The sequence below is a fragment of the Xanthomonas graminis pv. graminis genome (genome assembly GCF_030168915.1).
GTDB lineage: Bacteria > Pseudomonadota > Gammaproteobacteria > Xanthomonadales > Xanthomonadaceae > Xanthomonas_A > Xanthomonas_A translucens.
Window position 1 is genome coordinate 3,974,471 of sequence record NZ_CP076255.1, and the last position, 25,745, is coordinate 4,000,215.

General features: G+C 69.7%; 24 protein-coding genes and 1 riboswitch. Of the genes, 9 read left to right on the top strand and 15 right to left on the bottom strand.

Annotated features, from left to right (window positions below):
• Positions 1-48: 48 nt before the first annotated feature.
• The 4 genes from KHF85_RS17215 to KHF85_RS17230 form a co-directional block, all read right to left on the bottom strand.
• Positions 49-1,419: a pyridoxal-phosphate dependent enzyme gene (locus KHF85_RS17215; RefSeq protein WP_284569589.1), complete on the bottom strand. Its 1,371-nt coding sequence runs from the start codon at positions 1,417-1,419 to the stop codon at positions 49-51.
• Positions 1,420-1,620: 201 nt separating this feature from the next.
• A complete protein-coding gene (locus tag KHF85_RS17220; protein WP_009575526.1) occupies positions 1,621-1,845 on the bottom strand; it encodes a YdcH family protein in 225 nt (74 codons plus the stop codon).
• A 339-nt stretch (positions 1,846-2,184) separates the two neighbouring features.
• Positions 2,185-3,081, bottom strand: a complete 897-nt coding sequence (locus tag KHF85_RS17225; protein ID WP_064541187.1) for an OmpA family protein — start codon at positions 3,079-3,081, stop codon at positions 2,185-2,187.
• Positions 3,078-3,470, bottom strand: a complete 393-nt coding sequence (locus tag KHF85_RS17230; RefSeq protein WP_284567596.1) for a DUF4398 domain-containing protein — start codon at positions 3,468-3,470, stop codon at positions 3,078-3,080. The genes KHF85_RS17225 and KHF85_RS17230 overlap by 4 nt, the downstream gene beginning before the upstream one ends.
• Before the next feature lie 99 nt (positions 3,471-3,569).
• On the opposite strand from KHF85_RS17230, the gene KHF85_RS17235 reads away from it, so the two are divergent.
• Complete coding sequence (locus KHF85_RS17235) at positions 3,570-4,712, top strand: PilT/PilU family type 4a pilus ATPase (protein ID WP_284567597.1); 1,143 nt, start codon at positions 3,570-3,572, stop codon at positions 4,710-4,712.
• Positions 4,713-4,819: 107 nt separating this feature from the next.
• On the opposite strand, the gene maiA is transcribed toward KHF85_RS17235, so the two are convergent.
• Both maiA and KHF85_RS17245 read right to left on the bottom strand, forming a co-directional pair.
• Complete coding sequence (gene maiA, locus KHF85_RS17240) at positions 4,820-5,479, bottom strand: maleylacetoacetate isomerase (RefSeq protein ID WP_284567598.1); 660 nt, start codon at positions 5,477-5,479, stop codon at positions 4,820-4,822.
• An 88-nt stretch (positions 5,480-5,567) separates the two neighbouring features.
• Entirely contained in the window at positions 5,568-6,557 is a 990-nt protein-coding gene (locus KHF85_RS17245; protein ID WP_284567599.1) for a fumarylacetoacetate hydrolase family protein, read from the bottom strand.
• A 375-nt stretch (positions 6,558-6,932) separates the two neighbouring features.
• Here KHF85_RS17245 and KHF85_RS17250 point away from each other — a divergent pair, with 375 nt between their 5' ends.
• From KHF85_RS17250 to KHF85_RS17260, 3 genes are all read left to right on the top strand, one after another.
• Positions 6,933-8,291: a DEAD/DEAH box helicase gene (locus tag KHF85_RS17250; protein ID WP_409976628.1), complete on the top strand. Its 1,359-nt coding sequence runs from the start codon at positions 6,933-6,935 to the stop codon at positions 8,289-8,291.
• Between the two features lie 132 nt (positions 8,292-8,423).
• Positions 8,424-8,786, top strand: a complete 363-nt coding sequence (queD, locus tag KHF85_RS17255; RefSeq protein WP_284567600.1) for a 6-carboxytetrahydropterin synthase QueD — start codon at positions 8,424-8,426, stop codon at positions 8,784-8,786.
• A 263-nt stretch (positions 8,787-9,049) separates the two neighbouring features.
• Positions 9,050-9,421, top strand: a complete 372-nt coding sequence (locus KHF85_RS17260; RefSeq protein ID WP_064541217.1) for a phasin family protein — start codon at positions 9,050-9,052, stop codon at positions 9,419-9,421.
• A 323-nt stretch (positions 9,422-9,744) separates the two neighbouring features.
• Here the strand turns inward: KHF85_RS17260 and bioD are convergent, their stop codons facing one another.
• Positions 9,745-10,440: a dethiobiotin synthase gene (gene bioD / locus KHF85_RS17265; RefSeq protein WP_284567601.1), complete on the bottom strand. Its 696-nt coding sequence runs from the start codon at positions 10,438-10,440 to the stop codon at positions 9,745-9,747.
• A 104-nt stretch (positions 10,441-10,544) separates the two neighbouring features.
• Between bioD and KHF85_RS17270 the strand changes: the two genes are divergently transcribed.
• The 3 genes from KHF85_RS17270 to btuB all read left to right on the top strand — a co-directional run bounded on the left by KHF85_RS17270 (position 10,545) and on the right by btuB (position 13,696).
• On the top strand, positions 10,545-11,027 hold the full coding sequence (locus tag KHF85_RS17270; RefSeq protein WP_284567602.1) for a GAF domain-containing protein: 483 nt from the start codon (positions 10,545-10,547) through the stop codon (positions 11,025-11,027).
• Between the two features lie 7 nt (positions 11,028-11,034).
• Entirely contained in the window at positions 11,035-11,472 is a 438-nt protein-coding gene (locus tag KHF85_RS17275) for a TfoX/Sxy family protein (RefSeq protein ID WP_284567603.1), read from the top strand.
• Between the two features lie 25 nt (positions 11,473-11,497).
• A riboswitch (cobalamin riboswitch) is annotated at positions 11,498-11,714 on the top strand.
• Positions 11,715-11,824: 110 nt separating this feature from the next.
• The gene (gene btuB / locus KHF85_RS17280) at positions 11,825-13,696 is read left to right on the top strand and encodes a TonB-dependent vitamin B12 receptor (protein ID WP_284567604.1); all 1,872 of its coding nucleotides are present in this window, start codon (positions 11,825-11,827) and stop codon (positions 13,694-13,696) included.
• 430 nt (positions 13,697-14,126) lie between these two features.
• On the opposite strand, the gene gph is transcribed toward btuB, so the two are convergent.
• Positions 14,127-14,780 (bottom strand): phosphoglycolate phosphatase, encoded by a 654-nt coding sequence (gene gph, locus KHF85_RS17285; protein ID WP_284567605.1) that lies wholly within the window; start codon positions 14,778-14,780, stop codon positions 14,127-14,129.
• Positions 14,781-14,987: 207 nt separating this feature from the next.
• Positions 14,988-16,049, bottom strand: coding sequence for a DNA polymerase IV (dinB, locus tag KHF85_RS17290; protein ID WP_284567606.1), 1,062 nt, complete (start codon positions 16,047-16,049; stop codon positions 14,988-14,990).
• Positions 16,050-16,254: 205 nt separating this feature from the next.
• Between dinB and fabA the strand changes: the two genes are divergently transcribed.
• Together fabA and fabB are read left to right on the top strand one after the other, a co-directional pair.
• Positions 16,255-16,770: a 3-hydroxyacyl-[acyl-carrier-protein] dehydratase FabA gene (fabA, locus tag KHF85_RS17295; protein ID WP_284567607.1), complete on the top strand. Its 516-nt coding sequence runs from the start codon at positions 16,255-16,257 to the stop codon at positions 16,768-16,770.
• The gene (gene fabB, locus KHF85_RS17300; RefSeq protein WP_284567608.1) at positions 16,770-17,978 is read left to right on the top strand and encodes a beta-ketoacyl-ACP synthase I; all 1,209 of its coding nucleotides are present in this window, start codon (positions 16,770-16,772) and stop codon (positions 17,976-17,978) included. The genes fabA and fabB overlap by 1 nt, the downstream gene beginning before the upstream one ends.
• Before the next feature lie 100 nt (positions 17,979-18,078).
• Here the strand turns inward: fabB and KHF85_RS17305 are convergent, their stop codons facing one another.
• The 6 genes from KHF85_RS17305 to KHF85_RS17330 form a co-directional block, all read right to left on the bottom strand.
• Positions 18,079-18,885: a hypothetical protein gene (locus tag KHF85_RS17305; RefSeq protein ID WP_284567609.1), complete on the bottom strand. Its 807-nt coding sequence runs from the start codon at positions 18,883-18,885 to the stop codon at positions 18,079-18,081.
• Positions 18,886-19,084: 199 nt separating this feature from the next.
• The gene (locus KHF85_RS17310; RefSeq protein ID WP_284567610.1) at positions 19,085-21,109 is read right to left on the bottom strand and encodes a M3 family metallopeptidase; all 2,025 of its coding nucleotides are present in this window, start codon (positions 21,107-21,109) and stop codon (positions 19,085-19,087) included.
• A gap of 61 nt (positions 21,110-21,170) precedes the next feature.
• Positions 21,171-22,274, bottom strand: a complete 1,104-nt coding sequence (locus KHF85_RS17315) for a PLP-dependent cysteine synthase family protein (protein ID WP_053835271.1) — start codon at positions 22,272-22,274, stop codon at positions 21,171-21,173.
• A 121-nt stretch (positions 22,275-22,395) separates the two neighbouring features.
• The gene (locus KHF85_RS17320) at positions 22,396-22,608 is read right to left on the bottom strand and encodes a heavy-metal-associated domain-containing protein (protein ID WP_284567611.1); all 213 of its coding nucleotides are present in this window, start codon (positions 22,606-22,608) and stop codon (positions 22,396-22,398) included.
• Positions 22,609-22,649: 41 nt separating this feature from the next.
• On the bottom strand, positions 22,650-25,103 hold the full coding sequence (locus KHF85_RS17325) for a heavy metal translocating P-type ATPase (RefSeq protein WP_284567612.1): 2,454 nt from the start codon (positions 25,101-25,103) through the stop codon (positions 22,650-22,652).
• A complete protein-coding gene (locus KHF85_RS17330; protein ID WP_284567613.1) occupies positions 25,100-25,543 on the bottom strand; it encodes a heavy metal-responsive transcriptional regulator in 444 nt (147 codons plus the stop codon). The genes KHF85_RS17325 and KHF85_RS17330 overlap by 4 nt, the downstream gene beginning before the upstream one ends.
• Positions 25,544-25,745 lie beyond the last annotated feature (202 nt).

The window sequence follows — 25,745 nt, forward strand, 5'->3', positions numbered from 1 at the left end:
AGCGAGGTCTGAACGGCCCCATGCATCGGGGCCGCTCATGCAGGACCGTCACTGAACGCGGCGGCGCAGGTAGTTGAGCAGGTCGATGCGGGTGATCAGGCCGAGGAAGGCACCGTCGTTCATGACGATGGCGACCTGGCCGCGGTCGAACACCGGCAGCAGCGCTTCGATCGGCGATTTCACGTCGAGCCGGTCGAGCTTGCTGACCATGGCCGTGGAAACCGGATCGCGGAACCGCGTCTCGTCGCCATAAACGTGCAATAAGACGTCGCTTTCGTCGACGATGCCGACCAATTGATCGCCATCCATCACCGGCAGCTGCGACACGTCGTACAGCTTCATGCGCTGGTACGCGGTGGTCAGCAGATCGTTGGGGCCGACCACCACGGTGTCGCGCTGGCTGTACGGGCGCAGGATCAGGTCGCGCAGGTCGCCGTGCTGCGGGCGCTCCAGAAAGCCGTTGTCCAGCATCCAGTAGTCGTTGTACATCTTCGACAGGTACTTGTTGCCGGTGTCGCAGACGAACACCAGCACCCGCTTGGGTTCGGTCTGCGCGCGGCAGTACTTGAGCGCGGCGGCCAGCAGGGTGCCGGTCGAGGAGCCGCCGAGGATGCCCTCCTTGGCCAGCAGTTCGCGCGCGGTGTGGAAGCTCTCCGCGTCGCTGATCGAATAGGCTTTCTTGACCCGCGTGAAATCGGAGATGTCGGGCAGGAAATCCTCGCCGATCCCCTCCACCAGCCAGCTGCCGGACTTCTCGCTGACCGTGCCGTGCTCGATGTACTCGGTCAGGATCGAGCCGACCGGGTCGGCCAGCACCAGCTCGGTATGCGGCGAGGCGGCAGCGAACGCGCGCGACAGCCCGGTCATGGTGCCTGAGCTGCCGCAGCCGAACACGATCGCGTCCAGCTTGCCGTCCATCTGCCGCAGGATCTCCGGGCCGGTGCCGAACTCGTGCGCGGCCGGGTTGTCGGGGTTGCCGAACTGGTTGACGAAGTAGGCCCCAGGCGTTTCGGCGGCCAGGCGCGCGGCCAGATCCTGGTAGTACTCGGGATGGCCCTTGGCCACGTCCGAGCGGGTCAGCACCACTTCGGCGCCCATCGCCTTGAGGTTGAAGATCTTCTCCCGGCTCATCTTGTCCGGGACCACCAGGATCAGCCTGTAGCCCTTCTGCTGGGCGACCAGGGCCAGGCCGATGCCGGTGTTGCCGGCGGTGCCCTCGACCAGCACCGCGCCGGGCTTGAGCTCGCCGCGGCGCTCGGCCGCCTCGATCATCGACAGGCCGATGCGGTCCTTGATCGAGCCGCCGGGATTGGCGCTTTCCAGCTTCAGGTACAGCTCGCACACGCCGGTGTCGAGCTTGCTGGCCTTGACGATGGGGGTGTCGCCGATCAGGTCGAGTACGGAAGAGTGAATGGCCATCGCATCCGGATGCATCGCGCCGTCATAGCGGCTGGACTGGTGATTATCCGCGGTATGCGCCGGAATGTCAGACAAAGCGCGGAACTTGCACGAAAAAAGCCGCGATCGCGGCTTCGGAGGAGATGACGCGGACGGTGGCAGGCCGACGAGGAGGCCGGCCACCGCCCGCGACAATGGAACGCTTGTCGTGGGAGAGAGGAATCAATGAGGCTTTTGCTGCTCGTCGTAGAGCCGCAACAGCTTTTCCTTGGCCGCGAGCTTTTCCCGCTTCATCTGCGACAGGGTGAGATCGTCGATCGGCAGCACGCCGAGCTCGGCGTCCATGCACTTCTTGTCCAGGGTCTTGTGGCGTTGGTAGAGCTGCTTGAACTCCGGATCGGACTTGATCAACGCGTCGATTTCGGTCTGCGGTTGCCCTTCGAACATAGGAATAGCCTCCTTCAGCTGGAAACAAGAACGCCCCGGCCGGGACGGCGCGGGGCGTTGCCTGGGAGCGGAATCGCGCGGGCCGCCAGCCACTCCACCGCAACGCCCAGGCTTGCTGCCCCTGGAACGTCTCGCTGCGGTGCGTGCCACTGCTTCATCGGCCCGGTGTCTCCGTGGAACCAGGCGACGATGTGTGGCCTGGGAGTTCGACCCTACGCCTCCCCACCGGATCCGGCAAGAGACGACCGCCGGCTTTTCCGCATTTCAGTTGCTTGCGGCTCAGGCCCAGGGAAACACCGCGTTAAACGCGGCCACCGGGCCGCAACGGCCAGGGCTCGCTCAGGGCGCGATCACCACCTCGGCGGCACGCGCCTTGCTCGCCGGCGCCTTCTTGCCGACCGCCTGCAAGCGGCTGGCCGCGACCCCGCCACTGACCAGCGCATCGCGCAATGCGTCGGCGCGCTTCTGCGCCACGCCGGCATCGGCGTCGTAGGCCTCGATCCGCACCCGGCCCTTGGCGCCGATCTGCAGGTACTGGGCCAGCGCCTTGGCCTGGCCGGCGGCATCGGCCGACAGCGCCGCCTTGCCTGCCGCGAAGGCGCCGCCCGCAACAGTGAAGACCTCCCCGCGCGGCTCGAAACGCGACGCCGGCAGCTTGGCCCCGGCGACCAGTTCGGCCTCCTCGCGGGCCAGCTTGGCCGACTTCTGCTGCGCGGCGCTGAGCTTGGCGGTCTGCTGCCCGGCCACGTTGGTCAGGGCCTGCTCGGCGTCCTGCCGGGCCAGCTGCTCGGCCTCGGCGGCCTGGCGCAGGCTCGCGGCCTCTTCGGCCTGGATCTGCGCCTGCACCCGCAGCCGTTCGGCTTCCTGGCGCGCGCGCGCGGCCTCGCGGCGGCTGGCCTCGACCAGCAAGTCGCTGCGGGTCTTCTCCAACTGCTCGACCTGGCGCCGCGCCAGTGCCGCGCGTGCGGCGGTCTCGGCGATCTCGACGCGGCGCTCGGCGAGATAGCGCGCGTCGTCCTGCTCCTTGCGCTTGGCCGCGGCGAACGCGGCGACCGCCTGCTGCGCCTGCAACCGCTCGTAGGCGGCCACGTCGGCACTCAGCGGATCGGCCTGCAGCGCGACCAGGCGCTGGTTCAGGACCGCCAGTTCCGGATCGTCGGCCGCGAACGCGGCCAGCGGTGCGACCAGCAACAGCAGCGCGGCCAGGCGGCCGGCCATCCCCAGGCGGCGGCTCATGGACGGCCCTCCCCGGTGTTCAAGCTGCGCTCCAGCTCGGCCACCTCGGCCTTGCGCTGTTTCAGCTGCGCATTGGCCACCGCCTCCTCGCTGCGCACCCGCGCCAGGTCGGCGTCGGCAGCCACGCGCAGCGCCAGCTGCGGTGCGGTCTTGCGTTGGCGGCGGTCCAGCGCCGCCTGTTGCGCCTGCTCCAGGCCCTGGCGGGCAGTGGCGATCAGGTCCGGGGCGTATTGGTCGGCGTCGGCCTGGATCGCGCGCTGCACCGCCTGCTGCGCGCTCTGCAGTTCCGGCGAAGCGACCTGGGCAAAGGCCGCGGGCGTGGCGAACAGCGCCAGAGCGCCCGCCATCACGTACTGCGGGCAACGGATTTGTGCGAAGCTAGTTTTCATCAAGGGGGGCCGTAGGCGGAGACGTCGAGCACGGCCATTGTCGGAAGCCTGTGGCGCGCTTGCAACGGGCTGTCGCGGATTGTTGGGGAACCATTGCGCATGGATATCGGCTACTTCCTGAAGCTGATGACCGCAAAGAACGCCTCGGACATGTTTCTGACCACGGGCGCACCGGTCTATATCAAGATCGAAGGCAAGCTGTATCCGCTCGGCGCCACCGGCCTGCCGCCGGGCATGGTCAAGAAGATCGCCTATTCGCTGATGGACGAGGGCCAGGTGCCGCAGTTCGAGCGCGAGCTGGAACTGAACATGGCCATCGCGCTGCAGCACGCCGGCCGCTTCCGGGTCAACATCTTCAAGCAGCGCGGCGAGGTCGGCCTGGTGATCCGCGCGATCCGCAGCAAGATCCCCAGCATCGAGGAACTGCACCTGCCGCAGGTGCTGAAGGACGTGATCATGACCCCGCGCGGGCTGGTGCTGATGGTCGGCTCGACCGGCTCCGGCAAGTCCACCTCGCTGGCGTCGATGATCGACCACCGCAACAGCACCACCACCGGGCACATCCTCACCATCGAGGATCCGATCGAATACCTGCACAAGCACAAGATGTCGATCGTCAACCAGCGCGAGGTCGGCCTGGACACCCACACCTTCAACAACGCGCTGAAGAACGCGATGCGCGAGGCGCCGGACGTGATCCTGATCGGCGAGATCCTGGATGCGACGACGATGGAGGCGGCGATCGCCTTCGCCGAGACCGGGCACCTGTGCCTGGCCACGCTGCACTCCAACAACGCCGACCAGACCATCGAGCGCATCCTCAACTTCTTCCCGGAAAGCGCGCACAAGAACGTGCTGATGAACCTGGCGCTGAACCTGCGCGCGGTGGTGTCGCAGCGCCTGGTCAAGGACAAGAACGAGCGCCGCCGCCCGGCCACCGAGGTGCTGCTGAACACGCCGATGATCCGCGACCTGCTGCGCCGCGGCCAAATCCACGAGATCAAGCAGGCGATGGAGGAATCGCTGGAGGAAGGCATGGAGACCTTCGACCAATGCCTGTTCCGGATGGTCAAGCAGGGCCAGATCGAGCAGGAGGAAGCGCTGCGCGCGGCCGACTCGCGCGACGGCCTGGCGCTGAAATTCCGCCTGTCCGAAGGCGCCAGCGGCGAACACGACCCTTACGCCGACTACGACGCCGGCGGCGGCGCCAGCCCGCCGCGGATCACCCACGGCTTCGGCTGAAACCGCCGTACCCCCACCCCTGTAGGAGCGGCTTCAGCCGCGACACACATCATCCGGCAAGACCTTGTCGCGGCTGAAGCCGCTCCTACAAGGTCCTGACGCCAGCCTCAGCCCTGCGCGTCCGGCTGCTGTTCCGGGCGCGCCGCGGCGAACGCCGGCAGCGCCAGGCAGACCTGCTCGATCCGCGCGATGGTCGGATACGCCTGCATGTCCACGCCGAAACGGCGCGCATTGAACGCCTGCGGCACCAGGCAGCAATCGGCCAGGCCCGGCTGCGCGCCGTGGCAGTAGCGGCCGGTATCCGGCGATTCGGCCAGCAACTGCTCCAGCGCATCGAAGCCCAGCACGATCCAGTGCCGCATCCACTCCTCGCGCTCGGGCTGCGGCACGCTCCACACGTGCTCGAAGAACTGGCCCACGCGCAGGTTGTTGAGCGGATGCATGTCGCAGGCGATCAGCTGCGCGATCGCGCGCACGCGGGCGCGGTCGATCGCCGCGTCCGGCAGCAGCGGCGGCTCCGGCCAGCGTTCGTCCAGGTATTCCAGGATCGCCAGCGACTGGCGGATCGGCTGGCCATCGTGGCACAGGGTCGGCACCAGTTCCTGCGGATTGAGCCGCGCGTACTCTGGCGCATGCTGCTGGCCGCCGTCGCGCAGCAGGTGCACCGGCAGCGCCTGGTAGGCCAGCCCCTTCAGATTGAGGCCGATGCGCACGCGATAGGCGGCGCTGGAACGCCAGTAGGTGTAAAGCTGCAAGGCCTCTTGCACGCGTTTTCTCCCCGTTCGGACGCTCAAGATACCGATGGACACCGTCAGCGGCGCGCCGCCGGTCGCCCGCGCGCCGCCGCTGGCCGGCTCAGGGCCGCGCGGCCGGCTCGATGCGCTGCTCGATCGCGCCGAAGATGCTCACTCCATCACGGTCCAGCATCTCGATCCGCACCACATCGCCGAACTTCATGAACGGCGTGCTCGGCTGGCCGTCGCGCAGCGTTTCCACCACCCGCAGTTCGGCGAAGCAGGACGCTCCGCGCGTGGTGTCGTGGTTGGCGATGGTGCCCGAACCGATCACCGCGCCGGCCGCCAGCGGCCGCGTCCTGGCCGCGTGCGCGACCAGTTGCGCGAAATCGAACTGCATGTCCTCGCCGGCCTCCGGCGCGCCGAACCAGGCGCCGTTGATGTGGGTGAGCAGCGGCAGGTGCAGCTTGTTGTCGCGCCACGCCTCGCCCAGCTCGTCGGGGGTGACGAACACCGGCGACAGCGCCGAACGCGGCTTGGACTGCACGAAGCCGAAGCCCTTGGCCAGTTCGGTCGGGATCAGGTTGCGCAGCGACACGTCGTTGACCAGCCCGACCAGCTGGATATGCGCGGCGGCCTGCTGTACATCGACCGCCATCGGCACGTCGTCGGTGATCACGACGATCTCCGCTTCCAGGTCGATGCCGTGATCCTCACTGACCACCTTGACCGCATCGCGCGGGCCGTAGAAGCCGGCGCTGACCGCCTGGTACATCAGCGGATCGGTGTAGAAGCTCTCCGGCACCTCGGCGCCGCGCGCGCGCCGCACCCGCTCCACGTGCGGCAGGTAGGCGCTGCCGTCGAGGAATTCGTAGGCGCGCGGCAACGGCGCGGCCAGCGCGGCGATGTCCAGGGCGAACTGGCCGTCGGCGCTGCCGTCGTTGAGCGATTCGGACAGCGCGTTCAGGCGCGGCGCCAGATTGCTCCAGTCCTCCAGCGCGCGCTGCAGGGTCGTGGCGATGCCGGTGGCGCGCACCGCGCGGGTCAGGTCGCGGGAAACGACGATCAGGCTGCCGTCGCGACCGCCTTCCTTCAGGGAGCCTAGCTTCATGTCCGTCCAGTGCTGGGGAGCCGATCGGAGGATTGTACGGCCAGACCGGATATTGGTTACAACTGAAACGGAACCGCCGCTGTCGGATGGCCGGCAGCGGCTTTTGTGAAACGCGCCAATTCAGCGTAGACTAGCAAGGTCTGCATGCGGCCGTCCGTTTCCCTTAGGGATCGCCGGCGAGCTCAGGATCGTTTCGATCCGCTCGCCCGCCCCGCCCGACGCCTTTCGTGGTGCCGACAAACCCGAGCGCTGTCTGGCTCCGGGTTGATCCACCCTCTCGCAGCGCGGTTCACGGGAACGCTCCGAGCCTCACCCAACTTGCGTCTTCACGCCGGGCACGTCCCGGCGACGGCGCGTTATCCGGAGCTTTCCTCGATGTCGTTCGAATCCCTGGGCCTGGCGCCCTTCCTGCTGCGTGCGTTGGCCGAGCAGGGCTATGAAACCCCCACCCCGATCCAGTTGCAGGCGATTCCGCTGGCGCTGGCCGGCCACGACCTGATGGCCGGCGCGCAGACCGGCACCGGCAAGACCGCCGCGTTCGGCCTGCCGCTGCTGCAGCACCTGGGCACCTCGCCGCAGCCGGTCGGCAACGGCGCACGCAAGCCGCGCGCGCTGATCCTGACCCCGACCCGCGAGCTGGCCACCCAGGTGCACGACAGCCTGCGCGGCTACAGCAAGTACCTGCGCATCCCCAGCACCACCATCTACGGCGGCGTCGGCATGGGCAACCAGCTCGACGCGCTGCGCCGCGGCGTGGATCTGCTGATCGCCTGCCCGGGCCGCCTGCTCGATCACCTCGAGCGCCGCAGCGTGGACCTGTCGGGCATCGAGATCCTGGTGCTGGACGAAGCCGACCGCATGCTCGACATGGGCTTCCTGCCCTCGATCAAGCGCATCCTGGCCAAGCTGCCCAAGCAGAACCGGCAGACCCTGCTGTTCTCGGCGACCTTCGAGGAAGGCATCAAGCAGCTGGCCCGCGAGTTCATGCACAACCCGCAGGAAATCCAGGCCACGCCGAGCAACACCGTCGCCGACACCATCACCCACCGCGTGCACCCGGTCGATGGCACCCGCAAGCGCGAACTGCTGCTGCACCTGCTGGCCGCCGACTCGCGCATGCAGACCCTGGTGTTCGCGCGCACCAAGCATGGCGCCGACAAGCTGACCATGTTCCTGGACAAGTCCGGGCTGAAGACCGCCGCGATCCACGGCAACAAGAGCCAGGGCCAGCGCCTGCGCGCGCTGAGCGACTTCAAGGCCGGCCGCATCACCGTGCTGGTGGCGACGGACATCGCCGCGCGCGGCATCGACATCGACCAGCTGCCGAAGGTCATCAACTACGACCTGCCGATGGTCGCCGAGGACTACGTGCACCGGATCGGCCGCACCGGCCGCAACGGCGCGCAGGGCGAGGCGGTGTCGCTGGTGGCGCAGGACGAGGCCAAGCTGCTGCGCGCGATCTCGCGCATGCTCAAGCGCGAGATGGACATCCGCGACGTGCCGGGCTTCGAACCGTCCACGCCGATCCGCTGGGGCAACAACAATCCGGCCGACGAGCGTCCGGGCGGCCAGCGTCCGCCGCGCAAGAGCACCCATGTGCGGCGTCCGCACGGCGACGCGCCGCGCGCGCACGCGCATGCCGGGGCCAAGCCGGCCGGCGGCACCCAGCCGGGCGGCGCACGCCGCCAGGGCGAGCGCCGCCGCAGCGGCGGCCAGCCCAGCGCCGCACGCTAAGCGCAGGCGACCGTAGCAGCACGAACGCCGCCTTCGGGCGGCGTTCGTGTTTTCGCCACGCACCGCTCTCGCCAGACCGCCGCAGTGCCGGCGCTCCGCCAGCCGGTTCTCCCCGCCACCTACAATGACGCCATGGATATCTTCAAGAGCTTTACCCTGGAGGCAGCGCATCGCCTGCCCAACGTCCCGCCCGGCCACAAGTGCGCGCGACTGCACGGGCATTCGTTCCGGATCGAGCTGCACGTCAGCGGCGAACCCGGCGCCGACAGCGGCTGGGTCATGGACTTCGGCGACATCAAGGCCGCGTTCGGCCCGATCTACGACCGACTCGACCACCACTACCTCAACGACATCGAGGGGCTGGAAAACCCGACCAGCGAACGTCTGGCGGTATGGATCTGGGAACGGCTCAAGCCGGTATTGCCGCTGCTGAGCGAGATCGTGGTGCACGAGACCTGCACGTCGGGTTGCCGCTATCGCGGTCCGCAGGCCTGAGCGCGGGGATGCGCAAGCGCGGCAGGGCGGCGCCGGATGGCGTGCCGATGGCCGGTTTCCGCCCAAGGCGCGGCAGCGGCGCAAAGGATGCCTGCCTGGCGCATCCGCAGGCCCGGGCAAAGCCCGGCAGACCTACGCCAACCCATTGATCGGAAAGCCAGTTTGAACGCTTCCTGAGCGCCTTCAGAAAGCAATGTTGCATTGCAGCAGAATCCGCGTATGTTGCACTGCAACAGCAATCGGCATTCCCCTGGAGTCGCATGATGTCCGCTCAGTTCAACGATCAATTCAGCAACTACACCCAGCAGTTCGCCGCCGCCGCTTCGCGCGCCAACCGTCTGGCGTTGGAAAGCGCTGAGAGCGTGTTCGGCGTGCAGCTGAAGACCTTCGAGAAGAACGTCGCCGCGACCACCGGCTTCCTCGGCGAGCTCACCGAAGCGCGCGACCTCGGCAGCGTGCAGTCGCTGTGGCCGAAGGGCCTGCAGATCGCCCGCGACAACTTCGAGCGGCTGGCCACGGCCAACCAGGAAGTGTTCGGCCTCGGCCTGAAGACCTCCGAAGCCATCGGTCAGCTCGCCAAGAGCCAGTTCGAGGCGGCCAGCGACCAGGCCGCGCCGAAGGCCAAGACCAAATAAGTCCACTGCGGCGCAGCCGCACGACTGACAAGTGGTACGCGCGGGTCCCTCCCCCCGTGCAGCCAAGACCCGGTAGATCCCTCCCTCTACCGGGTCTTTTTTATGGCCGGGATTCGGGATTCGGGATGACCAACCTGCGGCTGTCGAAGCGCGCGCGGGATTCGGGATTTGCGCAACGGCCAGGCATGCTTGCGCTTCTTGCCAGCGGCCCCCACCTGAGGTTTTTCCAGCCCGGCCTCGGGACTGAACGCGCCTTCTGCACAGGAAGCCCTCCCACCCGGAAGCCGTTCCTGCGCGGTGCGCGCTTGCGGGCGGGCGCAGACTCAGCCCTGCGCCGTCTGCATGCCCTGCCATGGGCACAACGACGCCGCCAGCACGGCCGGATCCGGCTGCGGCCGGTACGGCAGCCGCCCCCAGCACGGCATCGGCAAGCGCTCCTGCAGCATCTGCATATTGGCGTCGATGCGCTCCATCGCCGGATCGATCTCGTTGCCGATCCAGCCGATGCAGCGCAGGCCGTCGGCGGCGATCGCCGCGGCGCTGAGCCGGGCGTGGTTGAGGCAACCCAGGCGCAGGCCGACCACCAGCACCACCGGCAGCGCCAGCGCGCGCGCCAGGTCGGCCTGCTCCAGGGTCGCCGACAGCGGCGCCGCCCAGCCGCCGACGCCCTCCACCACCACCACGTCGGCCTGCGCACGCAGCCGCGCGAAGGCGGTGGCGATCGGCCCCAGTTCCACGCATACCCCGGCGTCGGCGGCCGCCAGTTCCGGCGCCAGCGGCAGCGGCAAGGCGTAGGGATTGAGGTCGGCGTAGTCCGGGCGCGGCAGGCTCGCCGCCCGCAGCGCCAGCGCATCCTCGTTGCGCCAGCCGTCCGCGCTGCGCTCGCAGCCGCTGGCGACCGGCTTCATGCCCAGCGCCGTCTGCCCGCGCGCGCGCAACGCATGCAGCAGCGCGGTGCTGGCGACGGTCTTGCCGATGCCGGTATCGGTGCCGGTAACGTAGAAGGCGGGGACGCTCATCGTTGCAGGATCCTCGAGGTCGGCGCATGCGGCGCGGGCGCGCAGGATAGCCGGGGCCAGGCGCCGGCGCACAGGCCGCCAGCGGCCGCTGCTAGACTCGGATGATGTTCGCTTCCTCTTCGCTCACCGGCAGCAAGCCGGAACAGTACGCCCAGCTGCTCGCCCAGGCCCGCGCCCTGGTCAGCGGCGAGCCCGACCGCATCGCCAATGCCGCCAACCTGGCGGCGCTGGTGTACCACGCGCTGCCGCGGCTGAACTGGGTCGGTTTCTACCTGTACGACGGCAAGGAACTGGTGGTCGGGCCGTTCCAGGGCCTGCCCGCGTGCGTGCGCATCCCCCTGCACAAGGGCGTGTGCGGCGCCGCCGCCAGCACCGGCCAGACCCAGCGCATCGACGACGTCGAGGCCTTTCCCGGGCATATCGCCTGCGATGCGGCCTCGCGCTCGGAGCTGGTGGTGCCGCTGCTGCGCGACGGCGCGCTGGTCGGCGTGTTCGACCTGGACAGCCCGGACCTGGCGCGCTTCGACGCCGACGACCAGCACGGCCTGGAGGCGATCGCCCAGGTCTTCGTCGACGCGCTGCGATGAGCCAGCGATGAGCACGCAGAAGCTGCGCAACATCGGTCCCAAGAGCGCGGCCTGGCTGCGCCAGGTCGGCCTGCGCACACAGGAGGACCTGGCCGCGGCCGGTGCGGTGGGCGCATTCCTCAAGGTCAAGCGTGCCGGCTTCAAGCCCAGCCTCAACCTGCTGTACTCGCTGGAAGGCGCGCTGACGGGCTGCCATTGGCAGGAACTGCCCGAGGCGCGGCGCGCGCAACTGCTCGGCGAGCTGGACACCGCGGCGGCGCAGCTGCCGGCGCAGCGCGGCCTGCCGGTGGCCGGACCGGTGGCGACCACCCATTTCGACCACGATGGCGACCGCCGCGACACGCCTTATGCGCAGGACGCGCACGACGCCTCCGGCGGCCATGCGTACGACGCCGATCAAGAACCCGACCGCGATGGCCACGCAGGCGAGCGCGACGCCGACTGATCCGTGCGCCGCAGCGGCGATCGCGTACAATCGCGCCGCTTAAGGTGACCCGCCGGCTCCGGCCTGCAGGTTGAAACGGGAAGCCGGTGCGTCTTGCGACAAGGCCGGCGCTGCCCCCGCAACGGTAAGCGATCTGCGCTGACGACTTGCGCCACTGTGCCTTGGGCATGGGAAGGCGTCGCAGCCGGGAGTCCGACTCCCAGATCGCCAGCCCGGAGACCGGCCTTGCAGTTCACTGGTTGCGATGCGGAGGGCGTCGCGGCGTGCCGCGCCGCGTCTGGCGCCGTCCGCTCGCACCTTCCGTTCACGACTCCTTTGCCGTCACAGCGCGCCCGCGCGCCGGAGTTGCCCCATGTCGTCCCGCCTGCTTTCGGTCGCGATCGCGTCCGCCCTGTCCCTGCCCTCGCTGGCGCTCGCCGCCGATGCCGCCACCGACCTGGACCAGGTCCTGGTCACCGCCACCCGCACCCAGATCGCGGTGGAGGACACCGTGGTCCCGGCGCAGGTGATCGACCGCGCCGAGATCGAGCGCAGCCAGGCCACGTCGCTGGCGCAGCTGCTGCAGGGCCGCGCCGGCATCGGCGTGTCCAACCAGGGCGGGCTCGGCAAGCTGACCACGCTGAGCCTGCGCGGCAGCGAATCGGACCACGTGCTGGTGCTGGTGGACGGCGTGCGCATCGGCTCGGCCAGCGCCGGCCTGGCCGCGTTCCAGGACCTGCCGCTGAGCCAGATCGAGCGCATCGAGATCGTGCGCGGCCCGCGCTCGAGCCTGTACGGCTCCGATGCGATCGGCGGCGTGATCCAGATCTTCACCCGCCGCGGCGGCCAGGGCCTGCAGCAGAACCTGAGCCTGGGCGCCGGCAGCCACGGCCTGCGCGAAGCCAGCGCCGGCTTCAGCAACCGCGGCGAGCGCGGCTGGCTATCGGTGCAGGGCGGCTACCAGAACACCGACGGCATCAACGCCTGCAACGGCTCGGCCACCCTGTTCGCCGGCTGCTTCGTCGACGAGCCGGACCGCGACGGCTACCGCAACACCTCGCTCAGCGCGCGCGGCGGCTATGCGCTGAGCGACACGCTGCGTATCGAAGGCCAGGCGCTGAACATCGACAGCCGCAACGAGTACGACGGCGATGCGCTGTTCGCCGGCAACGAGGCCGACAACACCCAGCAGGTGGTCGGCGGCAAGCTCGACTGGACCCCGTCCGAGCGCGTGCATCTGGCCGCGCAGCTCGGCCGCAACAGCGACCAGGCCGACAGCTACTACCACGCCGCCGGCAGCGACACGCGCAGCTTCGTCAGCACCTTCGACAGCCGCCGCGACAGCGCCTCGCTGCAGGGCGACTTCGGCCTGGCCGAAGGCCATCTGCTCAGCGCCGGCGCCGACTGGCAGCGCGAGCAAGTCACCGGCACCACCGCCTTCGACGTGGACCAGCGCGACAACACCGGCGTGTTCGCCGAGTACCAGGGCCGCTTCGGCGCGCAGCAGGTGCAGGCCAGCGTGCGCAGCGACGACAATGAACAGTTCGGCCAGCACACCACCGGCAGCCTCGGCTGGGGCCTGGCGCTGGACGGCGGCTTCAAGCTCACCGCCAGCCTCGGCACCGGCTTCAAGGCGCCGACCTTCAACGACCTGTACTACCCGTTCTCCGGCAATCCGGAACTGAAGCCGGAGAAGTCCAAGAGCGGCAACCTGGGCGTGGCGCAGTACGCCGATGCCTGGAACTGGACGTTCAACGTCTACGAAAACCGCGTCGACGACCTGATCTCCTACGACGCCGCCAGCTTCCTGCCGGTGAACGTGGACAAGGCGCGGATCCGCGGCGCCGAGCTGACCGGCTACGCCACGCTGGCCGGCTGGGAACTGTCGGCGCAGCTCAGCCACACCGATCCGCGCAACCGCAGCGACGGCGCCAACCGCGACAACTGGCTGGCGCGGCGCGCGCAGGACACCGCGCGGCTGGACGTGGACCGCGGCTTCGGCCCGGTCAAGCTCGGCGTCACCGCGTTCGGCAGCGGCCACCGCTACGACGACGCGGCCAACAGCGTGCGCCTGGCCGGCTACGGCACGCTGGACCTGCGCGTGGAATACGCGTTCGCCGCGGACTGGACGCTGCAGGCCAAGGCCAGCAACGTGTTCGATCGCGACTACCAGACCATCAATTGGTACAACCAGCCGGGCCGCGAATACGCGCTGACCCTGCGCTACGCACCGGCAGCGCGCTGAGTCCCCGCAGCGGGCTGCGCCTTGGGGTGCGACCCGCTTCACCGACATGCGTCCTGCTGGACAGCGAAAGTCGCTGCAGCCTCGGTGAAGGCAAGCACGCCTCGACTCGGGCGCTACTGTTGCAGTGACGTTGTGGGAGCGACTTCAGTCAGTCGCTCCCAGGGTTTTTCTGTGTCTGCAGCTGCATGAAGAACGCTGCGGCGATGCCAGACCGACCACGCCAACAACCGCATCCCCCGATATCGGCAGTTCGCATGCCGTGCGTCGGGGACCAAGTGCAGACGCGCGCCCCTGTAGGAGCGGCTTCAGCCGCGACCGGGCGCTACCGGCAAAGCGTCGCGGCTGAAGCCGCTCCTACAGGGGTTGATCGACTGTCAGGTCGATTGCAGTGCCCGATGCCGCATGCGTGCCGCAGGTGCAATGGCCCGCCTCACCCCAGCGCCAGCAGCTCGCGCAGGTCGTCCATCAGCAGCACCACGTCGGCCGCGGCCAGGTCCAGGTCGCGCGGATAGCCGTAGCGCACCAGTGCGGCCGGCATGCCGGCGGCATGCGCGGCCTGCAGGTCGGTGCCGGAATCGCCGACCATCAGGCAACGCGCCGGCGGCTGCGCGAACTGCTGCGCCAGGTGCAGCAGCGGCAACGGGCTGGGCTTGCGCTCGGGCAGGCTGTCGCCGCCGAGCAGCGCGGCGAACGCATCGGCCACACCCAGATGGCGCAACAACGGCAACACCAACGCCGACGGCTTGTTGGTGCACAGCGCCAGGGTCACGCCGCGCGCGCGCAACTGCGCCAGCGCCTCGGCCACGCCCGGGTACAGGCGCGGGCTGCGCAGCAGGCAGGCTTCGTAGTGGCGCATGAAGGTGGGCATCACCGCGTCGATCGGGGTGGCGTCGTGCGCATGCCGCCACGCGGCCTCGACCAGCTTGCGCACGCCCTCGCCGATCCAGCCGAGCACGGTGGCCTCCGGCACGCGCGCCAGGCCGAATTCGGCCAGGGTGCGATTGAGCGCTTCGGCGATATCGGCGCCGCTGTCCACCAGGGTGCCGTCCAGATCGAACACCACCAGCGCATACGGAAATGTCATGTCGTTCCTGGAGACGAAGAGCAGCGCCCATTGTAGGCGCCACGCTCCGTCGCGATCCCCGTAAGGCACTTTGCCGAAACGTGCGATCAGGACATCCAGGAACACGCGCACGATCGCCGGCTGCTGCCGGCGCGAAGCGGACACGCCGCAGGCAAAATGCGCTGGCCATGCGCGAAGCGGACACCATCGCACGCGCCGCTACACGGCTCAGCGGAACAGCCGCCCCTGCGTCTGCATCGGCTCGGGTTCGTGGAAACCGGCCAGGCCCACGCCGACCAGCCGGTAGCGGGTGGACGCGGGCAAGTCCACGCGCTGGCGCAGGGCCAGCGCGATGTCGGTCAGCGCCTGCAGCGAATCCGGCGGCTGCTCGGGCGTGAAGCTGCGGGTCAGGATGCGGAACTGCGCGGTCTTCAGCTTCAGCACCACGGTGCGCGCGATGCGCTCGGTGCGGCGGGTCGCGGTCCAGGTCTTTTCCGCCAGCCGCCGGATCGCCGGCTCCAGCGCGTCCAGCGCCAGGTCTTCGGCGAAGGTGTCTTCCGAAGAAATCGACTGCACCTGTTGGTCCGCTTCCACCGGGCGCTGGTCGATGCCGCGCGCACGCTGGTACAGGCGCAAGCCGAAGCTGCCGAAGCGCGCTTCCAGTTCCGCTTCGCCGTGCGTGCGCAGATCGCCGACGGTGACGATGCCCAACTCCGCCAGCTTGGCCTGCATCACCTTGCCCACGCCCGGCACCTTGCTGACCGGCAGCGGGGTCAGGAACGCGTCCACCTGGTGCGGGCGAATCACGAACTGGCCATCGGGCTTGCGCCAGTCCGAGGCGATCTTGGCCAGGAACTTGTTCGGCGCGATGCCGGCCGAGGCGGTCAGCGCGGTTTCCTCGCGGATCTGCGCACGGATGGTCTGCGCGATCTCGGTGGCGGTGGCCAGTTCGCCCTTGGGCGCGGTGACGTCGAGATAGGCTTCGTCCAGCGATAGCGGCTCGATCAGATCGGTGTGGCGCTGGAAGATCTCGCGCACCTGCCGCGACACCGCCTTGTAGCGCGCGAAATCCGGCGGCACGAAAATCGCGTCCGGACACAGCCGCTCCGCACGCAGCGCCGGCATCGCCAAGCGGATGCCGAACACGCGCGCCTCGTACGACGCGGCGCACACCACCGAGCGCATGCCGCGCCAGGCCACTACCACTGGCTTGCCGCGCAATGCGGGATCGTCACGCTGCTCCACGGACGCGTAGAACGCATCCATGTCGACGTGAATGATCTTGCGCATCGGCCCTGCACCCTACGCCAGCGAACGGTAGCGGCATGATAAGCCAGGCCCGCGCATGCACCGGGAACGCACGCCTTGACCTTGCGCACGGCCAACCACGGCGGCACGGCCTACGCTACGCGTGCGTACGGATAAAACGTTTGATTGAAAGCGCAGGCGTCGTGCACGCTTGCGCGCCTCGACTGTCTGCCCTGGGAAATCGCTCATGAGCCGCCTCACTTCGTATTCACGCGAACACCTCCTCGCCAGCGCGCGCGGCGAGCTGTTCGGCGCCGAGGCCGCACGCCTGCCCAACGATCCGATGCTGATGTTCGACCGCATCAGCCACATCGACGACAGCGGCGGCACGCACGGCAAGGGCGTAGTCCGCGCCGAACTCGACGTGCGCCCGGACCTGTGGTTCTTCGGTTGCCATTTCATCGACGATCCGGTGATGCCCGGTTGCCTGGGCCTGGATGCGCTGTGGCAATTGACCGGTTTCTTCCTGACCTGGATCGGCGCGCCCGGCCGCGGCCGCGCGCTGGGCGTGGGCGAAGTGAAGTTCAGCGGACAGGTGCTGCCGACCGCCAAGCAGGTGGTCTACGAGCTGGACATCAGCCGGGTCATCAACCGCAAGCTGGTGATGGCGGTGGCAGACGGGCGCATGTCGGTGGACGGTCGCGAGATCTACACCGCCAAGGACTTGCGCGTGGGCCTGTTCACCTCGACGGAGGGGTTCTGATGCGCCGCGTCGCGATCACCGGCATGGGCATCACTTCATGCCTGGGCAACGACCTGGACACGGTCGCGCGCGCGCTGCGCGAGGGCCGCGCCGGCATCCGCGCCAACCCCGAGGCGGCCGAACACGGCCTGCGCAGCCAGGTCGCCGGCGACGTGCAGCTGGACCTGGAGGCATTGATCGATCGCAAGCTCAAGCGCTTCATGGGCGACGCGTCGGCGTACGCCTATCTGGCGCTGCGCGATGCGATCGCCGACGCCGGCCTGGACGAGGCGGTGGTCAGCGACGTGCGCACCGGCCTGATCGCCGGCTCCGGCGGCGGCTCCAGCCACTGGCAGGTGGAAGCGGCGGATTTGCTGCGCAACCGCGGCGTGCGCAAGGTCGGCCCGTACATGGTGCCGCGCACGATGTGCTCGGCGGTCTCGGCCAGCCTGGCCACCGCGTTCAAGATCAAGGGCGTCAGCTATTCGCTGTCGGCGGCGTGCGCGACCTCGGCGCACTGCATCGGCGCGGCGGCGGACCTGATCCGCCACGGCCAGCAGGACGTGATGTTCGCCGGCGGCGGCGAAGAGCTGGACTGGACCATGAGCCTGATGTTCGATGCGATGGGCGCGCTGTCCAGCGGCTTCAACGAGCGCCCGGCGGTGGCCTCGCGCCCGTACGACGCCGAGCGCGACGGCTTCGTCATCGCCGGCGGCGGCGGCATGCTGGTGCTGGAAGACTACGAACGCGCGGTGGCGCGCGGCGCGCGCATCCATGCCGAACTGCTCGGCTACGGCGTGACCTCCGACGGCGCCGACATGGTCGCCCCGTCCGGCGAAGGTGCGGTGCGTTGCATGCAGATGGCGATGCAGGGCGTGGCGGCGCCGATCGACTACCTCAACACGCACGGCACCTCGACGCCGCTGGGCGACGTCACCGAACTGGGCGCGGTGCGCGACGTGTTCGGCGATGCGGTGCCGCCGCTGTCCTCGACCAAGGCGCTGTCCGGGCATTCGCTGGGCGCGGCCAGCGTGCACGAGGCGATCTACTGCCTGTTGATGATGCGCGACGGCTTCATCGCCGGCTCGGCCAACATCGACGCGCTGGACCCGCGCGCCGAAGGTTTCCCGATCGTGCGCGAGAGCCGCGAGGCGACGCTGCGCACGGTGATGTCCAACAGCTTCGGCTTCGGCGGCACCAACGCCGCGCTGGTGTTCGGGCGCGTTTGAAGCGCAATGCGACGGCGGCACGCCGCATCCCGGTTGCGGCGCGGCCGTTGCCCTGATCGAAGCGACGGCGCGGATGCGCCCGTCGCTTGCCGATGCCGCATCAGGGCGCCACAGCGGGCGCATGCGGTGACGGCGGCGCCTCTTCTGCGCTGGCAGCGTCGCCATCAGGCGCGGCAGTACACGCCGAACCAAGCGCGGCGATCGCGCCAACGCCCCATGCCAGCGACGATGCGGCGCCCAGATTGGCCGCCTTGACGGGTTCGTCCTTTTGCGAGGCGCTCGCCGCGGCGGCGGCCAGGGCGGCGGCGGCGACATTGGCTGCGCCACTGACCCCCTGCAACACACGGCTGGGAAGATGGCGGCCGGCATCGCTGCCGGCGCGCACCATGTTGGCGGCACCGTTCACAGCCCACGCCGCCGCAGACGCGTAAGCCAGCGTGCTGGCGCTGTTTGCGCCGGTCCACGGTTGCACGGCGCTGAGCACGCCGGCGACGCCGCCCAGGGCGTTGGCGCCGGTGACGAGCACCGGCGGTGAAGCGCTGCCGACCTGCGTGAGGCCAGCGCCTCCGGCCCACAGCGCACCGCTCAGCGTCCCGGTCAGCTTCGCCGCATCCGGCGCCGCGGACAGCCGCGAGGCCGCCAAGGACAAGCCGGACGCAAGCGCGTCCAGCGCCGGCCCGCCATAGCTGCCAACCTGCCGCAGCGCGCTCGGCGGCGCCGATTGCGCCTGGGCATCCGTCACCCGCGCGCGCCTCGGCGCAGCGCGCGCCGGAGCAGGCGTCAATCCGGAGAGCGCGGCGCTGCTGGACGGCAGAGCCGAAGGCGCAGTGATCGTTGCAGCGCCGGTGTCGCCGGCTTCCAGATCGATGCGCGGGTGGGACGTGGAAGACACTGCGCGGATAGCCATATGCGATCTCGTTGCTTGGTTGCCGCATACGCTACGCAAACACCGCGCAAATCCGCCATAAAGCCAGCATCTGCGCGCATAAATTATGCGTTGCGACGCCCGGATCGGTGCATGAGGTTGCAATGGCGTTCACCGAACACGCGGCGGCCAACGCGCGCGCCATGCCGGCCTGCCTGCTCCTCGCCGCGGCGCGCGCCGATCACCCCGCCATGCCGCTATGCCGCAGCAAGGCGTCCAGCTCCGGCGCGCGGCCGCGGAAGGCGGTGAAGTTCTGCAGCGCCGGACGGCTGCCGCCGCGCGCCAGGATCTCCTGCAGGAAGCGCGCACCGGTGGCGGCCAGCTGGTCCGGCGCTTCCTCGAACGCGGCATAGGCGTCGGCGCTGAGCACTTCGGCCCACTTGTAGCTGTAGTAGCCGGCGCCGTAGCCGCCGGCGAAGATGTGGCTGAACTGGTGCGGGAAGCGGTTCCATGCCGGCGGCCGGTTCACCGCGACTTCGTCGCGCACGCGCTCGAGCAGTTGCAGCATGCTGTCGCCGGCCGCATCGAAACTGTGATGCAACTGCATGTCGAACAGCGCGAATTCCAGCTGGCGCACGGTGAACATGCCGCTCTGGTAGTTCTTCGCCGCCAGCATCTTGTCGAACAGCGCGCGCGGCAGCGGCTGCCCGCTGTCCACATGCGCGGTCATCGCCTGCAGCCGCGGCCATTCCCAGCAGAAGTTCTCCATGAACTGGCTGGGCAGCTCCACCGCGTCCCATTCCACGCCGTTGATGCCGGCCACGCCGAGTTCGCCGACCTGGGTCAGCAACTGGTGCAGGCCGTGGCCCATCTCGTGGAACAGGGTGGTGACTTCGTTGTGGGTGAAGGTGGCCGGCTTGCCGTCGGCGCCGCGGCCGAAGTTGCACACCAGGTACACCAGCGGCGTCTGCACCCCGTCGGCGCGGTCGCGGCGATTGCGGCAATCGTCCATCCAGGCGCCGCCGCGCTTGCCTTCGCGCGCGTACAGGTCCAGGTAGAACTGTCCGACCAGGCGGCCTTGCGCATCGCTGACGCGGAAGAAGCGCACGTCCGGATGCCAGACCGGCGCGCTGTCGGCCTGCACCTGCAGGCCGTACAGGTCGTTGATGACGCCGAACAGGCCATCCAGCACCTTCGGCTCGGTGAAATACTGCTTCACTTCCTGCTCGGAGAAGCTGTAGCGCGCCTGCTTGAGCTTTTCGCTGGCGTAGGCCAGGTCCCAGGCCTGCAGATCGTCCAGGCCCAGGTGTTCGCGCGCATAGGCTTCCAGTTCGGCGCGGTCGCGCTGCGCATAGGGCTTGGCGCGTGCGGCCAGGTCGCGCAGGAAACCGAGCACCTCGTCGGGGCTGCGCGCCATCTTGGTCGCCAGCGAATATTCGGCGTAGCTGGCGAAGCCGAGCAGGCCGGCCAGTTCGCCGCGCAGCGCCAGGATGCGTTCGATCGCCGCGCTGTTGTCCAGCGCCGGGTCGCCGAACTCCGAGGCGCGGATCGCGTTGGCGCGGTACAGGGTCTCGCGCAGCGCGCGGTCCTCGGCGTACATCTGCACCGGCAGATAGCACGGCATCTGCAGGGTCAGTTTCCAGCCGGCCTGGCCGTCCTTGTCCGCCGCCGCGCGCGCCGCGGCGACCACGTCGTCGGGCAGGCCGGCCAGACGCGACGGCTCGTCGATGAGCAGCGACCACGCATCGGTGGCGTCGAGCACGTTCTGCGAAAACTTCGCCGACAGCGCCGACAGTTCTTCCTGGATCGCGGCGAAACGCTGCTTGTCGGCATCGCCCAGTTCGGCGCCGCCCAGGCGGAAATCGCGCAGCGCGTTGTCCAGCACCTTGCGCCGCGCGGCGTCGTCACCGGCGGCCTCGGGCGTGGCGGCCAGCGCGCGGTATTGCGCGAACAGCGCCAGGTTCTGCCCCAGCGCGCTGGAGAAGCGGGTCAGCTTGGGCAGGTTGGTGTTGTAGGCCTCGCGCAGCGCCGGCGTATTGACCACGCCCTGCAGGTGATTGACCTGGCCCCAGGCGCGCCACAGGCGCTCGGTGGCATCGTCCAGCGGCACCACGAAGCTGTCCCAGCTCACCGGCGCGACCTGCTCGGCGTGCGCGACCGCGGCCTCGGCGGCGGCCAGCAGCGCGTCGATCGCCGGGCCGATGTGCTCGGGCTGGATCGCATCGAAGCGCGGCAGGCCGGAAAAATCGAGCAGGGGATTGGTCATCGCAGGAATCTCGGTAGCGGGGGAAGGGCCGGCGCTGCCGGCCTCGAGGGAGATATGGCGGTCACGACAACGCGGCACAAGCCAGCGGCGGCAAGCCGGCGCCGGCCACCGCCGCGGCCAGCTGCGCGTCGGCCTGCGCCACGTCGATGCCGTGCTCGCGGTACCAGTCCGGCCGGTAGTAGCTGTGCCCGTAGCGCTCGCCGCTGTCGCACAGGATGGTGACGATGGAACCGCTGCGGCCCTGCTCGCGCATCCGCGTCGCCGCCTGCAGCACGCCGACGAAGTTGGTGCCGGTGGAACCGCCGACGCGCCGGCCCAGGCGCGCGCTCACATAGCGCATCGCCGCCAGGCTCAGCGCATCGGGCACCTTGACCATCGCATCGACGCAGCTGGGGATGAAGCTCGATTCCACCCGCGGCCGGCCGATGCCCTCGATGCGCGACCCGCCGGTACTGGCCAGGCCGGCGTAGTCGCGCCCGGCCAGCGCTTCGCAATAGCCTTCGAAGAACACCGACACTTCCGGATCCGCGCACAGGATGCGGGTGGCGTGGCGGCGGTAACGCACGTAGCGGCCCAGCGTGGCGGCGGTGCCGCCGGTGCCGGGGCTGCACACGATCCATGCCGGCACCGGATGCGGCTCTTCCTGCATCTGCCGGAAGATCGATTCGGCGATGTTGTTGTTGGCGCGCCAGTCGGTGGCGCGCTCGGCGTACAGGAACTGGTCCATGAAATGGCCGCCGCTCTCACGCGCCAGCTGCACCGAATCGGCGTGCAGGTCGCAGGCGCGTTCGACCAGGTGGCAGCGCCCGCCCTGGAATTCGATCGCGGCGATCTTTTCCGGCGAGGTGGTCGCCGGCATCACCGCGATGAACGGCAACCCCAGCAGGCGCGCGAAATAGGCTTCGGACACCGCGGTGGAGCCGCTGGAGGCCTCGATCACCGGCCGCCCCTCGCGCAGCCAGCCGTTGGCCAGCGCGTACAGGAACAGCGAACGCGCCAGGCGGTGCTTGAGGCTGCCGGTGGGATGGCTGGACTCGTCCTTGAAATACAGATCGATGCCGGGGAAACCGGGCAGCTCCAGCGGAATCAGGTGGGTGTCGGCCGAGCGGTTGAAATCGGCTTCGATCTTCTGGATGGCGTTGGCCACCCAATCGCGATAGGTCATGACGGTGCGCAGGACGGAAAAATCGCGTCCACGATACACGCCCGCCCCGGTCCTGGGGCTGCGCCGGAGCGGCGCTGGGCGGCGATGTTCACCTGCCGGCGGCGCTGGCGGCGGCTGCCGCTCAGCGCGGCACCACGCCGAAACCGGCATCGACGATGACGCGTTCGATCGCCGCCGCATCGATGCGCGCGGCGTCGTACTCCACCTCCACGCGCCCGCCGTCCAGCACCACCCGCGCCGCGGCGACCCCGGCGCTGGCCTGCAGCACCCGCTGCAAGCGCGCCGAGCAGCCGCCGCAGGTCATGCCCTGGACCGTGAGTTCGATGTGCTGCATTGCGGTGTCCTCGTTGGAATGTGGTGGCCGCCGCAGCGCGCTCAGCGCGGCCGCCAGCGGTTCAGCAGCAGGGAATTGGCCAGTACCGAGACCGAACTCAGCGCCATCGCCGCGCCGGCGAGCACCGGATTGAGCAGGCCGAACGCGGCCAGCGGGATGCCGAGCACGTTGTAGACGAAGGCGAAGAACAGGTTCTGGCGGATCTTGCGCAAGGTCGCCGCGGACAGGTCGATGGCGGTGGCCACGCCGTCCAGGTCGCCATGCACCAGCACCACGTCGGCGGCTTCCACCGCGATGTCCGAGCCGGCGCCGATGGCGAAGCTGACGTCGGCCGCGGCCAGCGCCGGCGCATCGTTGATGCCGTCGCCGACCATGCCGACGTGGGCGCCCGGTTCGGCCTGCAGGCGCCGCACTTCCTCGGCCTTGTGTTGCGGCAACACCTCGGCCAGCACGCGCTGAATGCCGACCTGCGCGGCCACGGCCTGCGCGACATGGCGGTTGTCGCCGCTGAGCATGATGACCTCGATGCCGCGCGCCTTGAGCCGCGCCACCGCGTCCAGGGCACCGTCGCGCAGTGGATCGGCGATGGCGATGTAGCCGGCGAGACGGCCGTCCAGCGCGATGCCGACCACGCTCTGGCCCTGCGCCTGGGCCGCCTCGGCCCGCTGCAGCAGTTCGGCATCCAGCGGCGGCGCGCACAGCGCGCGCAGCCACGCCAGCGACCCCAGCGCCACCGCCTGGCCAGCGACACGGCCGCGCACGCCCTGCCCGGGCAAGGTCTCCACCGCCTGCGGCGTTGCCACCGGCAGCGCCGCGCGCACGCCGTCGTCGGCGGCACGGCGCACGATCGCAACCGCCAGCGGATGCGCGGAACCGGCCTCCAACGCGGCCGCCAGGCGCAGCAGCGCGGTGGCATCGCCGCCCGGCGCCACGCCGATCGCGGTCACCTGCGCGCGGCCCTCGGTCAGGGTGCCGGTCTTGTCCAGCACCAGCGTGGTCAGCGCACGGGCGCGCTCCAGCACCTCGGCGTTGCGGATCAGGATGCCGGCGCGGGCGCCCACGCCGGTGCCAACCATGATCGCGGTCGGCGTGGCCAGGCCCAGCGCGCACGGACAGGCGATCACCAGCACCGCCACCGCGTGCACCAGCGCGGTGGCGAAACTGCCGCTCAGCCACCAGGTCGCGGCCAGGGTGAGCATGGCGATGGCGATCACCACCGGCACGAACACGCCGGCGATGCGATCGACAAGATGCTGGATCGGCGCCTTGGAGCCCTGCGCCGCATCGACCATGCGGATGATCTGCGCCAGCAGCGTGTCGGCGCCGACCCCGGTGGCGCGCGCGCGCAGCATGCCGAACTGGTTCACGGTGGCGGCGAACAGGCGGCTGCCCGGCGCCTTGGCCACCGGCATCGCCTCGCCCGACAGCATCGCCTCGTCCACGCTGGAATGGCCGTCGAGCACCTCGCCGTCCACCGGCACGCGCGCGCCGGCGGCGACCACGAACACATCGCCGACGATCAGTTCGGCGGCGTCGATCTCCACGAGCGCGCCGTCGCGCTCCACCCTGGCGGTCCTGGGCTTGAGGTCGAGCAGCGCGCGGATCGCCGAGGAGGTCCTGCGCCTGGCGCGCGCTTCCAGCAAACGCCCGAGCAGGATCAGGGTGATGATCGAGGCGCTGGCCTCGAAGTACACGTGCTGCCCGGCCAGGCCGAACACGGTGACCGCGGCGCTGTACAGGTAGGCCATGCTGGTGCCGAGCGCGACCAGCACGTCCATGTTGGCGCGGCCGTTGCGCAAGGCCATGAACCCGGCGCGGTAGAAGCGCGCGCCGAGCCAGAACTGCACCGGCGTGGCCAGCAGCAACTGCAGCCAGCGCGGCAACGGCTCGGCGTGCTGGCCGCCGAGCGCATGCGCGATGGCGGAGATGTCCAGCATGCCGAACATCTGCACGAACAACGGCAGGGTCAGCAGCGCCGCGGCGGCGAACCGGCCCAGCTCGCGGTGCCAGGCGCGGCGCTCGGCCTGTTCGCGCGCCTGCAACTGGGTCTGGTCCAGCTCGCGCACGACGCTGGCGCCGAAGCCGGCGCTGCCGATCCGCGCAATGATGTCGGCCGTTGCGACCAGTTCCGCCACGTACTCCACACGCGCCCTGGCCGAGGCCAGGTTGACGCTGGCGGCGATCACCCCGGGCGTGTCCGCCAGCACGGTTTCGATCGAAGCCGCGCAGGACGCGCAGCGCATGCCGCTGAGGTCCAGCGTCAGCAGCTGCGTCGGCACCGTGTAGCCGGCCTGGCCGATGCGTTGCAGCAGCGTCTGCGCATCCACCTGCTGCGGGTCGTAATGCAGGCGCACGCGCGCGGCGGCGTAATTGGCCTGGGCGTCGACGCCAGGCAACTGCTTGAGCGCCTGCTCCAGACCGACGGCGCAGGACGCGCAACTCATGCCGTGCACCGGCAGGCTCAGCGTGGCGGTGCCGGCGGCGGCCGTGTTCACGGTTGCACCTTGCCCGGCGCAGCGTCGCCGCGGATGTCGCCGAGGATCGGGCAGCCTGCGGGTTCGCCGCTGCCTGGGCATTCGGCGACCAGCACCGCCAGCGCATCGCACATCTCGGTGAGCTGCGCGATGCGCCGATCCAGTTCGTGCAGGCGCTTGCTCGCCCGCTGCTTGATGCCTTCCACGCCATGCAGGCGATCGTCCTGCAGCGCGAGCAGGTCGCCGATCTCCTCCAGCGAAAAGCCCAGGTCCTTGGCGCGGCGGATGAAACGCACCCGCTCCACCGCGGCCGCATCGTAGTCGCGGTAGCCGGACGCGCGCCGCGGCGGCGCCGGCAGCAGGCCCTGGCGCTCGTAGTAGCGGACCGTGTCGATGGCGACATCGGCCTGGCGCGCGAGCGCGCCGATGGTGAAGCGGGACGGAGGGGCGACCGGATTCATGCGTGCAAGCTACTCCCTGGACGCCGGTCCAGGGTCAAGCCATTGTCGCCGTTGCGCGCGAATTGTTCATTGGCGGCTCACGCTGACGCCAAACCCTTGCCCCGCAGGCCTTCGCCGGGCGGGGACGCGCGCCCTGGACCCGGCTCCAGGGTGCGCCGATGGCGCGCCGCCACGCCGTCCCGGCGCTTGCCCGCAGCCATCG